Below are 13,005 nucleotides of genomic sequence, written 5' to 3'. Positions count from 1 at the left end.
CTCTCTCACCCAAATCTCGCGGTGCCGATCACTTTGATCAGTTGCTGACGAACCGGATCTGGCTGCGCTGCGACGGCGTTCAGGACCTCTCGAAGTTCTGCGCGCAACCCATGCATCTGGTCGATCAGGGAAATCATCATCGACACTGCGTCTGCCTCCATTTCGTATTGGTCGTGCAACTCGCAGGCCAACTCCAGCCGGGCAACGTCGAGGCTGTGATAGACCAATCCGCGATCTGTTTGTTCGGGGATCACGATTTCGGCGGCCAGATATTCTGTCAATCGGGTCGAAGTCAGCCGGGCTACGGCGGTGATCAGTTCCTCTTCGGTCAGGGTGCGGGTCATGACGGCATTCCTTTGCGTGGGTCATAGCGGTGGGTTTCTCGCCATGAATCCATAAATTGCCTCAACTCATCATCGATTTGATCGGGCATTGAAATGGTCAGCTCGATCAACTGGTCGCCCCGTTCGGCCGAGCCGCGCTTCTTCACGCCCTTACCCCGCAAGCGCAGGGTTCTGCCGCTGCTGGTTCCCGCCGGGACGGTCACGTTTACACCCCCATCGATCGTGGGCGCCGCCACTTTGCCGCCCAGCACCGCCTCATCAATCGTGATGGGCAGCGTGATGTGAATGTCATTTCCCTGACGGTCGAATACCGGATGATCCGCGACTGATACTGTCACCAGCGCATCGCCGCGCGGCCCCTCACCATAGCCAGCGGCACCCTTGCCCCGCAGGCGAATGGTCTGACCGCTTGTGATCCCTGCGGGTATCTTGACCTCGATCCGGTCCCCATCCGGCAGGGTCAGTTTCTGGCTGGCGCCAAACACCGCATCCAGAAAGCTGATCTGAAGCGTGAAGTTCAGATTGTGGCCGGGCGCGTGAAACTCGCGGCCGCCTTGCCCACCAAATCCGCCGCGACCCCGCATGAATTCGGCAAAGATATCCGACATGTCGTCGGGGTCCGTCGCCTGCCCGCGATAGGGGTTGCCGGCGGCTTCGGCGTAATCGCGATAGTATTGCTGTTGCGGGCGTTCCTGTCCCGAGGCATCAATCTCACCATTGTCATAGCGTTTGCGCGTCTCAGGATCTTTCAACAGATCATAGGCCGCGGCGGCGGCCTTGAACTTGGCTTCGGCCTCGGCGTCCCCGGGTTTCAAGTCCGGGTGGCATTCCTTGGCAATGCGCCGATACGCTTTTTTGATTTCAGCGTCGCTGGCATCTTTGGCCACGCCAAGTGCGGCATAGGGATCGTCGCTCATCTCACCTCTCATGGATGGGGGAAGGGCTGATCATGATGAAGGTATTTTATCACGTGATTTCAACAGGTCAAAAAGAACCGGTGGCTAAATTGGTTCGCAAGTTTCGTAATCTCTGATACTATCAGGCTGTTTCATATTATTCATTGACGGAGATTAGCCGATGACGCGCAGACTTAAATCGGTTCTGGCCTTGCTGGCGGGCAATGCCATTGGGTTAATGTTGGCCGCTTTGCTACTGACCGGTTTTGCAATCAAGCCGATTTCATTCATCGTTGTGGTGATCGTATTCACGCTGGTGCAGGTGGTGGCCGAGCCGCTAATCCTGAAGTTGGGTGAGAAAAGGGCGCCTTCGTTGAAAGGCGGGATCGCGTTGATCGTGACCTTTGTCGGCCTGCTTGTGACCGATCTGGTGACCAATGGGCTGACGGTTGGCGGAATTTCCAACCTGCTGGCTGCGACACTGCTGGTCTGGCTGGGCGCGCTGATCGCCAGCGTAGTGCTGCCGATCTACGTGTTCACCGAGCTGCGCACGCCCAAAAAGTAATTACAGTGCGTTCAGGCTGGCATCGATTGCCTGCCAAAGCTCAACCACCGGCTCGCATCCCACGGACAGACGGACAAAAGCGGGGTCAACGTCGTCGCCCCAACGGGCGCGGCGCTCGGCCGAGCTATGAACGCCGCCAAAAGACGTCGCAGGGCGCAGCATTGGACAGGTGTTGATGAAGGTTTCGGCCTTGGCCTGGGTTTCCAACGTGATCGAAAGAAGGAATCCGAACCGCGTGGTCTGAGCCTGTGCCAAGGTGTAGGACGGGTCGCCCGGCAGGCCGGGATAGCGGATGTATTTTACAGCTGGATGCGCTGCCAACCGTTCCGCCAACACCTGGGCCGAGCTGCACATCCGGTCGAACCGAACATCCAACGTTTCCAACCCGCGATGCAGCAACCAGGCCTCGTGCGGACCGGGGATCGCGCCAGAGACACGCCGCCATTCCTCGACCCGCTCCATGATATCTGCGTTCCGGCTGGCCACATGTCCCATCAGCAGATCGGAATGCCCGCCCATGGCCTTGGTGTCCGAGGATACGACGATGTCTAGGCCCATATCCAACGGGCGTTGGCCCAGTGGCGTCAGGGTTGTGTTGTCGGCAATGGTGATGCCGCCTGCCGCGCGCACGGACGACGCGATGGCTGGCAGGTCCATCATATCCAGGCCAGGGTTCGAGGGGCTTTCGACAAAGACCACATCGAAGCCGTCGAACCCACCTTCGGAAAAGGCGGTTGTCGGGCGTTCTGTCACTATGACACCCAGACCAGACAGAAATCGGTCGGCCAGCACGCGGGTGACGTAATAGCCATCCGACGGGATTAGGATGCGCGACCCGGCTTTGACCGTGGCAAACAACGCGGCCGAAATCGCCGCCATGCCCGACGGGAAAGCCAGGCAGGGGGCGTCTTCAAGATGGGCGAGAACCTGTTCCAGATGTTCCCAGGTTGGGTTGTTGACGCGACCGTAGAAATCATGCCCGTCCGGCGCGCCGGGCAGGTGGAACATACTGCTTTGGGTCAGGGGCAGGGCCACGGGCTCGCCCTTGGTCAGTGCGTTGCCCCGCAGATGCAGCATCTCGCCGGTCTTGCGCCCCATCGTTTAGCGCCCCGGTATTTCGTCACGGGGCGGGGTGGGTTCCCATTTATCGATTATGTCGACCGCCTCTTGCGCGGTATCGACGAACCGGAACAGGTCTAGATCCTCGTCCGAGATGGTGCCGGCGTCGGCCAGCGCCTCCCAGTTGATGACCTTTTCCCAGAACGCGCGACCGAATAGCAGGAAGGGCACACGCTCCATACGGCCGGTTTGAATCAGGGTCAGGGACTCGAACAGCTCATCCATGGTGCCAAAGCCGCCGGGGAAGATGGTGATGGCGCGGGCGCGCATCAGGAAATGCATCTTGCGGATGGCGAAATAGTGGAAGTTAAAGCTGAGCTCGGGCGTAACGTACAGGTTCGGTGCCTGTTCATGCGGCAGCACAATGTTCAGGCCGATGGAACAGCCGTTCGCATCCTGCGCGCCGCGGTTGCCAGCCTCCATCACGCCGGGGCCACCGCCGGTGACGATTACATTCTCGCGCCCGCCGGTTTCGTTCGATTTCTCGGTCATCAACCGGGCAAACTCGCGCGCTTCGTCGTAATATTCCGACAGCCCGGCCAGCGTTTCCGTCCGCGCGGTGTGTTTCTGTGACGGCTCAGGGATACGCGCGCCGCCGAACATGACGATGGTCGAGGTGATCTCACGCTCCGTCATGATCATCTCGGGCTTGAGCAGTTCCAGCTGCAGGCGCACAGGGCGCAGCTCATCCCGGCACAGGAAATCCTCATCGGCAAAGGCAAGGCGATAGGCGGGTGAGCGGGTTTGCGGGGTGTCGGGTACCTCGCTTGCGGTCGAACGGTCGGTCTGCGCGTCGCGAAACGGGCTGAGGCGGTCTTCTCTCATGGGGTAACGATCCCTGCTTGCGTGTTTTCCAAACAGCTATAGGGTTCGGGCGCAGAGTGCCAGTCACGGAAAGATGAGAATGAATTGGAAGAGCGAAATACTGGCGGCACAGCACCGCATAACCGGCTATGCACAAGTGACGCCAGTCATGGAAAGCCGTGTCTTGGGTCTCGATTATTCGGTGGAAATGAAGCTGGAGCATATGCAGCACACCGGCAGTTTCAAGGCGCGCGGGGCGTTTAACACTCTGATCAGTTCGGATGTGCCCGAGGCTGGTGTTGTGGCCGCATCGGGCGGCAATCATGGCGCAGCCGCAGCCTATGCGGCACAGGCGCTAGGCTATCCGGCCAAGATTTTTGTCCCGGAACTGGCAGGGCCGTCCAAGATTGCGCTGATTGAACAGGCAGGCGCAGATCTGAGCGTGGTGCCGGGAGAATATGCCAACGCTCTTGCTGCGGCGCAGGCGTATGAGGATGCGTCGGGCGCGATGCAGATTCACGCCTATGACGCCCCCGCTACGGTCGCCGGGCAGGGAACCTGCTTTGCCGAATGGGAGGCACAGGGCCTGAAAGCGGATACCGTATTGATCGCGGTGGGCGGTGGCGGTCTGATCGCCGGGGCGCTGGCCTGGCTGCAAGGCACGCGCAAGGTCGTGGCGGTTGAGCCGGAAACCTCCTGCGCGCTGAATGCAGCCCTGCAGGCGGGAGAACCGGTGGATGTGTCCGTCTCGGGCATTGCGGCAAATGCGCTGGGCGCGCGGCGGATCGGCTCAATTTGTTTCGATCTGGCACAGGGCGTGCAATCGGTTCTGGTCAGTGATCAGGCCATTTCTCAAGCGCAGCAGGCCTTGTGGCGGGCGCATCGCGTTCTGGTGGAACCAGCGGGCGCAACAGCCTTGGCTGCGCTGCTATCGGGGGCTTACACGCCAGAGCCGGGCGAACGGGTGGCGGTGCTGATCTGTGGTGGAAACATCTCACCGGACCCTCTGAACGGCTGAAACCGCAACAAACAGCCGCAAAGCGCGCGCTCAGCGTCGCATTGCAGCCAGTCCGTCGCTTGCGTATAGGCAACACAAGCGTGAACAGAATCTGCAGGGAGCCGCCAAATGTCCAACGCGCAACTGGAAGCCGCCATCGAAGCCGCCTGGGAGGCGCGAGATGCCATCACCCCCGCCACCACCGGCGAGACTCGCGAAGCGATCGAAGATACGCTGAACGCGCTGGACAGCGGGTCGCTGCGGGTGGCGGAAAAGCAGAACAGCGGCGACTGGCATGTGAACCAGTGGGCGAAAAAAGCGGTTCTGCTGGGCTTTCGCATCAAGGATATGGAAATCCAGACCGGCGGCGCTCAGGACGGCGGCTGGTGGGACAAGGTGGACAGCAAGTTCGCGGGTTGGGGTGAAAACCAATGGCGGGCCGCTGGCTTTCGCGCGGTGCCGAATTGCGTCGTTCGCAAATCCGCCTTTATTGCGCCCGGCGTGGTTCTGATGCCGTCATTTGTGAACCTGGGTGCCTATGTGGACGAGGGCACAATGGTTGATACTTGGGCCACCGTCGGTTCATGCGCGCAGATCGGCAAGAACGTCCATCTGTCGGGCGGTGTTGGGATCGGCGGCGTTCTGGAACCGATGCAGGCGGGTCCGACCATCATCGAAGACAACTGCTTTATCGGCGCCCGGTCCGAAGTGGTCGAAGGCTGCATCGTGCGCGAAGGCTCGGTTCTGGGCATGGGCGTGTTCATCGGCAAATCGACCAAGATCGTCGACCGCGAAACCGGCGAGGTCACCTATGGTGAAGTTCCGCCCTATTCGGTGGTTGTTGCGGGCTCGATGCCGTCCAAGAACAACATCAACCTCTACTGCGCCGTGATCGTGAAACGGGTGGATGAAAAGACCCGCTCGAAAACCGGGATCAACGAGCTGCTGCGCGACTAATACTGGGCGCGGATCAAACAAGGGGGCTGCAGCGCGATCCGCTGCGGCCCTTTTTTGTTATCGCTTACCCTTTGACCGGATAGCGGTCCGGTTCTTCGAACACATCAATGACGCGCGACCCGGCTTTGATCTTGCCGCCATGCTCCACTCCTGCGGGGATCGAATAGCTGTCACCGGGGCCATAGCTCTTGGTTTCATCGCCAATGGTCAGCTCAATCTCACCTTCGACCACAGTTCCCCATTGTGCCAGATGGGAATGAAGGGGCAGTTCGAAATCCTGAAGAAAGGTAAAAAACGCCACCAGCCCCGCGTCTGATCTGATCACGGCCGTTTGCACCACATCTTCGGGGAAGGGCACGTCGAGGCTTGGGAATCCTGTGATGAAATCCGGATAAGTCATGGCAACGTCCTTTTGTGATCGGTGTCAGGTTACTGCGGGCACTATGGCGGCACAGGCGATCCACTGCAATTCCCCGGCTGCTTGACCGCAGGCAGGTGCGCGGCTATGGCCCCTTGCATGGAAAAGCAAAAGAAACCTTCGCGTCAGCAGGTCTATACCCTGCTTGTGCAGATCGGTCGCAAGGATGGCGATGGCCTGCCCGACGGCGCAACCGGGGCGGCATTGATGTGTTTTGCCAGCGGCGTCGACGAGGCCGAGGCCGTGCGCGAAACGGTGGCGATCCTGAAACAGGCAGATACCGCGCCTTTGGATGTCACAGGCTATGGCACTTTGGCTGAACGTGAAGCGCAAGGTCACGAGATCGACCCGGATGAACGGGCCCTGATGCAGCGCGCGCTGGATGAAAATGCAGTGATCGTGGCGCAGATGACCCCGTTTTTCGGGGATGAAGAGACGGCTTAGTTCCGCGCCCCAAACCACTTGCGATAAATCTCGTCATAGGTGCCGTCTTCGCGCAGCGCCAGCAGCGCCTGGTTGACGTCTTCGACCAGCGGGGACCCGGTAGGGAAGGCAATGCCGTAATTCTCGCGCAGGAATATACCGCCTGTCATCGAGGCGATCCGGCGTCCTTCATGGGCGGCGAAATAGGACAGGATCGGCGCGTCGAACACTATGGCGTCCAGTTCCTCGTTGCGAAAGGCTTCAAGCATGGGGTCGAGCCCATCATAGTTGGTAAACTCGATCTCGCGGCGGTTCAGAAAGTTAGCAGCGGTTGAATTCGAGATTGTTCCGACCTCTTTGCCGTAAAGGTCATTTATCGAATTCACGCTGCCACTGATTGCATCCACTGTCATGACCGAGGTGATCCGCGCAGTGAAGACCGAGACGATAAACAGCGAAGATACAACCAGCACTACACCCAGAATTCGACCAAATGGCGTGCGCGGCATTCGTTCCTCAAACCCGCCATTGACCACCAGATTCAAGGCCCACCAGAATGAGGGGAACCAGGCCTCGTCTAGCTTGCGGTCGAAATAGGGCTGCGAGCGGCGCTCGAACACCCACATCAGCATGCCGCCGCCAAGAAGGATGGCAAAGGCAAGCCCGATAGCAATGAACAATTCGCGCGACAGTAACGCATGTAGCAGTGACGGGCGGCGCACCGCGTCCGATGGCACCATGATCTGCAAACCAGCCTCGAAAATCGGCTGGCTGAAGTCCATCTGCGTTTCTCGCGAAGCAGTGATCGAGATATTGGCGATGGCCAGATCGGCGGATCTGTCCTGCACTGCGCCCAGCATGTCGCCAAAGGCGTCGGAACGTTGGATGGAATAGTCCCAATTCAGGGATTCAGCCAACGCCTCAAGCAGGTCCATCGAGAATCCGGTTTGGGCTCCATCTTCGACAAAAGAAAACGGAGGCCGTGTCACGGTCGAAACCGTCAGCGTCTGGGCCTGGCTTTGCTGGCCGAGAACGGCGAAAGTCAGGCAGATCAATGCGAAAAGAGCACGTGTCATCGTAAAATCACCTGTTTCGCGGCCCTCTAGCGCATATTCGAACCGGCAGACAAGGCAATCGCAGCGTAAGGCCCCATGTTTTCCGGGGGTGTCAGTTCGATACAAGGTGGAAAAAGCCCGCGGTTTCTGGCCTGTTGGGGTTGGCAATCGGGCCAATTCGTTGAATCTGTGCGCGAACCTGAAAGAAATTTTATGGAAAGGGCCCACCATGACAGATCCGATTGCGTTGACGGCCGACCTGATCCGTTGCCCATCGGTCACACCTGAAGAAGGCGGTGCCCTTGTCCTGCTGCAGGATGTCCTGTCGCAGGCGGGGTTTGATTGTACCCGTGTTGATCGCGCCGGCATCAGCAATCTGTTTGCGCGATGGGGTGCAAAAGGTCACGCCCGAAGCTTTGGTTTCAACGGTCACACCGATGTTGTTCCGGTGGGCGACGAGGCCGCTTGGACCACACCGCCTTTCGGGGCAGAAATCCGGGAAGGGTTCATGTATGGACGCGGGGCCACTGACATGAAATCGGGTGTGGCGGCCTTTGCAGCGGCGGCAGTGGATTTTGTACGCGACACGCCGCCCGACGGGGCGATCATCCTGACGATCACGGGTGACGAAGAGGCTGATGCGCTGCATGGCACCACCGCCCTGCTTGACCATATGGATCAATGCGGCGAGCGGATGAGCGTCTGCCTGGTCGGTGAACCCACCTGCCCGAACAGGATGGGTGAAATGATGAAGATTGGCCGTCGCGGCTCGATGACCGCCTGGTTTACCGTAACAGGTGTGCAGGGCCATTCGGCCTATCCGCACCGGGCAAAGAACCCACTGCCCGCCATGGCCCGGCTGATGGACAGGCTGGCCAGTCACGAGTTGGACCGGGGATCTGATCATTTTGACGCCTCGACGCTGGCGGTTGTGGCGATCGACACGGGTAATTCCGCCACAAATGTCATCCCGGCACAGTGCAGCGGGGCGGTGAACATCCGGTTCAACGACCTGCATTCCGGCGCCAGCCTCAGCGATTGGCTGCAAGCGCAGGCGCGCGATGTAGCCGCCGCGTTTGGCGTTGATGTTGATGTGCGGATCAAGATATCGGGCGAAAGCTTTCTGACCCCTCCTGGCCCTCTGTCGGAATTGGTGGCCAAAGCGGTTGCGGCTGAAACCGGGGTCACGCCCGAGATGTCAACAACTGGGGGTACTTCGGACGCGCGTTTCGTCAAGGATCATTGTCCGGTTGTCGAATTTGGTTTGGTCGGCAAAACCATGCATCAGGTGGATGAATGCGTTGAGGTGGCGCAGATTGAACAGCTCAAGGCGGTCTATACTCGTATCCTGACCGACTATTTTTCCTGATTCATGCAGCGCACCCTGGTGATCATGGCGAAAGAACCGCGCCCGGGCCGTGTCAAAACCCGGTTGGGGCGCGATATCGGTATGGTCGGTGCGGCGTGGTGGTTTCGGCATCAGACCCGCTCTTTGATCCGGCGCCTGCGCGATCCGCGCTGGCAGATCGTGCTGGCGGTCTCGCCGGACCGCGAAGGGCTGACCAGCCGCATCTGGCCCGCTGATCTGCCACGTGCGCCACAGGGGAGTGGGGATCTAGGCGATCGTATGGGGCGGATGCTGCGGGAAATGCCAACAGGGCCAGTCTGTCTGATCGGTGCGGATATCCCAGGGGTTACACGGGGGCATATCGCGCGCGCGTTCCGGGCATTGGGGCGCAACCAGATGGTGTTTGGTCCGGCCCCGGATGGCGGATATTGGCTGGTCGGGGCGCAACGCATTGGTGCCCTGCCACACAGCCTGTTTCAAAACGTGCGCTGGTCGACGGAACATGCGCTGGCCGACACGCTGGCCTCGATCCCCGGATGCCGGGTGGAGATGCTGGATCAGCTGCGCGATGTCGACACGGTTGCTGATCTGCAAGCCTGACCCTTTTTGGTCATGACGCCGCCGCATCTCCGTGATAGGCCGAAATCATGACTCGCATCCCTACCAAGCAAGAGGTCCTCGATTGGATCTCAGCGAACCCCACCCTGACCTCGAAACGCGACATTGCTAAAGCCTTTGGCATCAAGGGCGCGGATCGGATCGACCTGAAACGGATCCTCAAGGAACTTGAGGCCGAAGGGCATCTTGAAAAGCGCAATCGCAGCTATCGTGACCCGGATCGTTTGCCGCCTGTCAGCGTGTTGCAGGTGAAGGCGCCGAATGCCGATGGTGATCTGTTCGCGCGCCCGCTGGAATGGCATGGCGAAGGGGTCGAGCCGGTTGTTCTGATGATCACTCGCGCCAGTGACCCGGCGCTGGGTGAAGGCGACCGCATTCTGGCCCGTCTGACCGTGGTGCATGAGGAAGACCATAATTACGAGGCCCGCCTGATCCGCCGGATCGGAACCAACCCGCGCAAGATCGTCGGTATCTTCCGCAAAGGGACCGAGGGCGGACGGATCGTGCCCATCGACAAGGCCGGGCAGAACGAGTGGTTGGTCAATGAAGGTGCCGTACTGGGTGCAAAAGACGGTGAGCTGGTCGAGGCAGAACAGGCCGGACCCAAGACCCGCATGGGCCTGCCACGTGCCCGCATTGTCGAACGGCTGGGCGACCCGTCGGCCCCCAAGGCCGTGTCGCTGATCGCCATTCATCAGCATGGCATTCCCGATGACTTTCCCGACACAGTGATTGCAGAGGCCGACAAGGCCAAACCCGCTGGCCTGAAAGGGCTCGAAGACCTGCGCGATATGCCGCTGCTGACCATCGACCCCTCAGACGCGCGGGATCATGATGACGCCTGTTTCGCCCATGCTGACGATGATCCTAAGAACCCCGGGGGGCATGTTATTTGGGTCGCCATTGCTGACGTCGCCGCCTATGTGCAGCCCGGTACGGCGCTGGACCGCGAGGCGCGCAAGCGGGGCAACTCCAGCTATTTCCCCGACCGCGTGGTGCCGATGCTGCCGGATCGGCTGTCCGGTGATTTGTGTTCGTTGCACGAAGGCGTCCCGCGCGCGTGTATCGCCGTGCGGATGCAGATCGACGCCGAGGGCAACAAGATCGGCCACCGGTTCGTGCGGGGGCTTATGCGCTCCGCCGCCTCGCTGCATTATGCCGAGGTGCAGGAGGCCATCGATGGTGCCCCCAATGACCGCACCGGGCCTCTGTTAGAGACCGTATTGAAGCCGCTCTATGCTGCTTATGCTGCACTGAAAAAGGCGCGGGGTGTGCGGCAACCGCTGGAACTGGACCTGCCGGAACGCAAGATTATCCTGAGCGATACGGGCGACGTTCAAAGCGTGGCTTTCCGCGACCGTCTGGACGCGCATAAGCTGATCGAAGAGTTCATGATCCTCGCCAATGTCGCTGCGGCTGAAACCCTGATCGCCAAGCGCCGCCCGCTGCTGTTCCGTGTCCACGAAGAACCAGCACCCGAGAAGCTGGAAAGCCTGCGGGAAACGGCTCAGGCGGCGGGGTTGAATTTGGCCAAGGGGCAGGTGTTGCAGACCCGCCACCTGAACGCACTGCTGAATGCGGCTGCGGGCACCGAGGATGCAGAGTTGATCAATCTGACCACCCTGCGGTCGATGGCGCAGGCCTATTACAACGCTGAAAATTTCGGCCATTTCGGGCTGGCGCTGCGGAATTACGCGCATTTCACCTCGCCCATCCGGCGCTATGCCGACCTGATCGTGCACCGCGCGTTGATCTCGGCCCATGGCTGGGGTACCGATGGGCTGACCGAGGATGAGATCGCCCGGCTGGACGAAACTGCCACTCATATCTCGGATACCGAACGCCGCTCGATGATGGCGGAACGAGATACGACCGACCGGTATCTGGCGGCTTATCTGAGCGAGCGTGTTGGGACTGAGTTCTCGGGTCGGATCAGTGGTATCGCCCGGTTTGGGGCTTTCGTGAAAATGGACGAGACCGGCGCGGACGGTCTGGTACCGGTGCGATCCTTGGGGCGCGAGTTCTTCCATTTCGACCGCGAGGCCGGAACCCTGATGGGGTCGGACACCGGGCTGATCATAGCCATCGGCCAACGCGTCACCGTGCGTCTGACCGAGGCGACACCTGTGACGGGCGGGCTGGAGTTGGAGCTGTTGTCGATCGACGATCAGGCCCTGCCGACGGGGCGCGGAGGGGCATCCAAGCGCCCAACGCGACGCAAGGCGGTCAGCACCAAGCGCAAGAAGGACAAGATCAAACGCAAGGTGGAACGCAAACGCCGTCAGAAGTGATTTCGCATCTCGGGAACAAGGCGAATGTAAGTCAGCCTTTTCCGGGAAGGTGATAGGTCAACGCGCGGGCGATCAGCCAGCCATGGCGGGTGGCGTCGATCTGACCCGGGTCATCAAACAGAACAGCGCGGTTGCCGTCTATCCGATCTTCGCCCGGAAAGGCCGAGGTGAAATCGCCCATCAACCGGCTTTGACAATGCACGAACAGGGCAAAGCGGGCTGCTTTGTGCCCGCCCAATCGGATCGTGGATCCCTTGGGCGCCAGATAGGCGGGCTGCCCCCAGCGCAATGCCTCTTGCAACGGCTGCGCGCGGGGCAACGAAGTGGCGGTTTCCAGGATCAACTGACGCAGCGCAAGCGCCCCGACACGTGTGCCTTCGGGCAGGGCTTGATAGGCCGCTGCCACTGCGGGATCGTCAAATTGTGTCATGACAGCGGTATCGCCTGCTCCATCCGGTCTATGTAGTCGCTCAACAGCTTATCCTGTTTGATCCGCTGGGTCAGCGGTGTATTGGCCGGCGTCGCGCGCATCGCGGCAAGCATCGGGGCCACGCTCATATCCACTGAGGTCGGGGTTTCTCCCATCAGATAAGTCGACTGCCACAGATAGGCCGAGATCGCCTCAAGATCGCGTTCCAGCCTGTCCTTACGTTCCGCATCTGAGAATCGAGAGACGCCCTGAAACCCCAATCCTTTAACAACGTTCTTGCGGATAGAATTGGCAACCGGTTTGCGGATCAGGGCGGGGATGCCTGCGAAAAAGGTCTTGTACAGGGTTGGCCAGACTTCGTCATTCGCCCAACGGTCCTGAACGATCTGAAAATACAGATGCTCTTCGGTCAGGCGGATCAGAGCACGAGATTGAGCTTTTTGCAGATCGCTCAGCCCGTGATCAAAATCACTACCTTGCGCCTCAAGCCAGTCGCGGATCAGGTCGCTGTCGGGGATCAGACGCTGGGGCGTGCACAGAACCGGCAGCTTCTGATGCGGCATCTTGCGCGGATCAAGGAGATCAGATCGCTGCCAGTGCTGGCCCGATGTTTGTAGCATTAGTGCGGTTTTCACGCAAAACGGGCTGGCGCTGAACAGGCCAAAGGCGGAGGGGTAGGTCAAAAGGGTCAGCATCTTGGGCTCCATCATGGGGATATGTGATGAGTACGCCGGCCTAAT

The 13,005-nt window shown here is 60.1% G+C and carries 15 protein-coding genes; 7 read left to right on the top strand and 8 right to left on the bottom strand.

Features of this window, described 5'->3' with window-relative positions; genetic code table 11:
* Positions 1 to 5: 5 nt before the first annotated feature.
* Both AC2FH8_RS13295 and AC2FH8_RS13290 read right to left on the bottom strand, forming a co-directional pair.
* Positions 6 to 344: a hypothetical protein gene (locus tag AC2FH8_RS13295; RefSeq protein WP_281973035.1), complete on the bottom strand. Its 339-nt coding sequence runs from the start codon at positions 342 to 344 to the stop codon at positions 6 to 8.
* A complete protein-coding gene (locus tag AC2FH8_RS13290; protein WP_271949567.1) occupies positions 341 to 1,261 on the bottom strand; it encodes a DnaJ C-terminal domain-containing protein in 921 nt (306 codons plus the stop codon). Before AC2FH8_RS13290 ends, AC2FH8_RS13295 begins: the two co-directional genes overlap by 4 nt.
* A gap of 160 nt (positions 1,262 to 1,421) precedes the next feature.
* On the opposite strand from AC2FH8_RS13290, the gene AC2FH8_RS13285 reads away from it, so the two are divergent.
* Positions 1,422 to 1,805, top strand: a complete 384-nt coding sequence (locus AC2FH8_RS13285) for a hypothetical protein (RefSeq protein WP_142637207.1) — start codon at positions 1,422 to 1,424, stop codon at positions 1,803 to 1,805.
* Here AC2FH8_RS13285 and AC2FH8_RS13280 read toward each other — a convergent pair whose 3' ends face one another.
* Together AC2FH8_RS13280 and AC2FH8_RS13275 are read right to left on the bottom strand one after the other, a co-directional pair.
* Positions 1,806 to 2,903, bottom strand: a complete 1,098-nt coding sequence (locus AC2FH8_RS13280; protein WP_496689958.1) for a cystathionine gamma-lyase — start codon at positions 2,901 to 2,903, stop codon at positions 1,806 to 1,808. It abuts the gene before it with no gap.
* A gap of 3 nt (positions 2,904 to 2,906) precedes the next feature.
* Positions 2,907 to 3,749 carry an LOG family protein gene (locus AC2FH8_RS13275; protein WP_271949574.1) on the bottom strand — a complete coding sequence of 281 codons (843 nt, stop codon included), beginning with the start codon at positions 3,747 to 3,749 and terminating at the stop codon, positions 2,907 to 2,909.
* A 79-nt stretch (positions 3,750 to 3,828) separates the two neighbouring features.
* Here AC2FH8_RS13275 and AC2FH8_RS13270 point away from each other — a divergent pair, with 79 nt between their 5' ends.
* Together AC2FH8_RS13270 and dapD are read left to right on the top strand one after the other, a co-directional pair.
* Positions 3,829 to 4,746 (top strand): serine/threonine dehydratase, encoded by a 918-nt coding sequence (locus AC2FH8_RS13270; RefSeq protein WP_281995453.1) that lies wholly within the window; start codon positions 3,829 to 3,831, stop codon positions 4,744 to 4,746.
* 108 nt (positions 4,747 to 4,854) lie between these two features.
* Positions 4,855 to 5,682 carry a 2,3,4,5-tetrahydropyridine-2,6-dicarboxylate N-succinyltransferase gene (gene dapD, locus AC2FH8_RS13265; protein ID WP_281973038.1) on the top strand — a complete coding sequence of 276 codons (828 nt, stop codon included), beginning with the start codon at positions 4,855 to 4,857 and terminating at the stop codon, positions 5,680 to 5,682.
* Positions 5,683 to 5,746: 64 nt separating this feature from the next.
* Here dapD and AC2FH8_RS13260 read toward each other — a convergent pair whose 3' ends face one another.
* Positions 5,747 to 6,082 carry a cupin domain-containing protein gene (locus tag AC2FH8_RS13260; protein ID WP_142637196.1) on the bottom strand — a complete coding sequence of 112 codons (336 nt, stop codon included), beginning with the start codon at positions 6,080 to 6,082 and terminating at the stop codon, positions 5,747 to 5,749.
* A 117-nt stretch (positions 6,083 to 6,199) separates the two neighbouring features.
* Here AC2FH8_RS13260 and AC2FH8_RS13255 point away from each other — a divergent pair, with 117 nt between their 5' ends.
* Positions 6,200 to 6,544, top strand: coding sequence for a DUF8846 family protein (locus AC2FH8_RS13255; RefSeq protein WP_039539567.1), 345 nt, complete (start codon positions 6,200 to 6,202; stop codon positions 6,542 to 6,544).
* On the opposite strand, the gene AC2FH8_RS13250 is transcribed toward AC2FH8_RS13255, so the two are convergent.
* Positions 6,541 to 7,599, bottom strand: coding sequence for a transporter substrate-binding domain-containing protein (locus AC2FH8_RS13250; protein ID WP_496689957.1), 1,059 nt, complete (start codon positions 7,597 to 7,599; stop codon positions 6,541 to 6,543). The genes AC2FH8_RS13255 and AC2FH8_RS13250 overlap by 4 nt on opposite strands.
* Positions 7,600 to 7,807: 208 nt before the next feature.
* Between AC2FH8_RS13250 and dapE the strand changes: the two genes are divergently transcribed.
* The 3 genes from dapE to rnr are packed head-to-tail and all read left to right on the top strand — an operon-like array spanning position 7,808 to position 11,835.
* Positions 7,808 to 8,947 (top strand): succinyl-diaminopimelate desuccinylase, encoded by a 1,140-nt coding sequence (dapE, locus tag AC2FH8_RS13245; RefSeq protein WP_281995451.1) that lies wholly within the window; start codon positions 7,808 to 7,810, stop codon positions 8,945 to 8,947.
* A 3-nt stretch (positions 8,948 to 8,950) separates the two neighbouring features.
* Positions 8,951 to 9,526: a TIGR04282 family arsenosugar biosynthesis glycosyltransferase gene (locus tag AC2FH8_RS13240; RefSeq protein WP_281995450.1), complete on the top strand. Its 576-nt coding sequence runs from the start codon at positions 8,951 to 8,953 to the stop codon at positions 9,524 to 9,526.
* Positions 9,527 to 9,573: 47 nt separating this feature from the next.
* Positions 9,574 to 11,835, top strand: a complete 2,262-nt coding sequence (gene rnr / locus AC2FH8_RS13235; protein WP_496689956.1) for a ribonuclease R — start codon at positions 9,574 to 9,576, stop codon at positions 11,833 to 11,835.
* 31 nt (positions 11,836 to 11,866) lie between these two features.
* Here rnr and AC2FH8_RS13230 read toward each other — a convergent pair whose 3' ends face one another.
* Both AC2FH8_RS13230 and AC2FH8_RS13225 read right to left on the bottom strand, forming a co-directional pair.
* The gene (locus tag AC2FH8_RS13230; protein ID WP_496689955.1) at positions 11,867 to 12,265 is read right to left on the bottom strand and encodes a DUF1801 domain-containing protein; all 399 of its coding nucleotides are present in this window, start codon (positions 12,263 to 12,265) and stop codon (positions 11,867 to 11,869) included.
* Positions 12,262 to 12,975, bottom strand: a complete 714-nt coding sequence (locus tag AC2FH8_RS13225) for a glutathione S-transferase family protein (RefSeq protein WP_496689954.1) — start codon at positions 12,973 to 12,975, stop codon at positions 12,262 to 12,264. The genes AC2FH8_RS13230 and AC2FH8_RS13225 overlap by 4 nt, the downstream gene beginning before the upstream one ends.
* Positions 12,976 to 13,005: the final 30 nt, after the last annotated feature.

Source organism: Ruegeria sp. CDSC025, from assembly GCF_059610805.1.
Note: the sequence above shows the minus strand (reverse complement) of the source record. Positions and strands in the feature narration are given on the sequence as shown.

Excerpts from the sequence above, each read along its gene's own strand:
- AC2FH8_RS13295 (WP_281973035.1), bottom strand. The coding sequence starts at position 344 with ATGACCCGCACCCTGACCGAAGAGGAACTGATCACCGCCGTAGCCCGG.
- AC2FH8_RS13290 (WP_271949567.1), bottom strand. The coding sequence starts at position 1,261 with ATGAGCGACGATCCCTATGCCGCACTTGGCGTGGCCAAAGATGCCAGC.
- AC2FH8_RS13285 (WP_142637207.1), top strand. The coding sequence starts at position 1,422 with ATGACGCGCAGACTTAAATCGGTTCTGGCCTTGCTGGCGGGCAATGCC.
- AC2FH8_RS13280 (WP_496689958.1), bottom strand. The coding sequence starts at position 2,903 with ATGGGGCGCAAGACCGGCGAGATGCTGCATCTGCGGGGCAACGCACTG.
- AC2FH8_RS13275 (WP_271949574.1), bottom strand. The coding sequence starts at position 3,749 with ATGAGAGAAGACCGCCTCAGCCCGTTTCGCGACGCGCAGACCGACCGT.
- AC2FH8_RS13270 (WP_281995453.1), top strand. The coding sequence starts at position 3,829 with ATGAATTGGAAGAGCGAAATACTGGCGGCACAGCACCGCATAACCGGC.
- dapD (WP_281973038.1), top strand. The coding sequence starts at position 4,855 with ATGTCCAACGCGCAACTGGAAGCCGCCATCGAAGCCGCCTGGGAGGCG.
- AC2FH8_RS13260 (WP_142637196.1), bottom strand. The coding sequence starts at position 6,082 with ATGACTTATCCGGATTTCATCACAGGATTCCCAAGCCTCGACGTGCCC.
- AC2FH8_RS13255 (WP_039539567.1), top strand. The coding sequence starts at position 6,200 with ATGGAAAAGCAAAAGAAACCTTCGCGTCAGCAGGTCTATACCCTGCTT.
- AC2FH8_RS13250 (WP_496689957.1), bottom strand. The coding sequence starts at position 7,599 with ATGACACGTGCTCTTTTCGCATTGATCTGCCTGACTTTCGCCGTTCTC.
- dapE (WP_281995451.1), top strand. The coding sequence starts at position 7,808 with ATGACAGATCCGATTGCGTTGACGGCCGACCTGATCCGTTGCCCATCG.
- AC2FH8_RS13240 (WP_281995450.1), top strand. The coding sequence starts at position 8,951 with ATGCAGCGCACCCTGGTGATCATGGCGAAAGAACCGCGCCCGGGCCGT.
- rnr (WP_496689956.1), top strand. The coding sequence starts at position 9,574 with ATGACTCGCATCCCTACCAAGCAAGAGGTCCTCGATTGGATCTCAGCG.
- AC2FH8_RS13230 (WP_496689955.1), bottom strand. The coding sequence starts at position 12,265 with ATGACACAATTTGACGATCCCGCAGTGGCAGCGGCCTATCAAGCCCTG.
- AC2FH8_RS13225 (WP_496689954.1), bottom strand. The coding sequence starts at position 12,975 with ATGATGGAGCCCAAGATGCTGACCCTTTTGACCTACCCCTCCGCCTTT.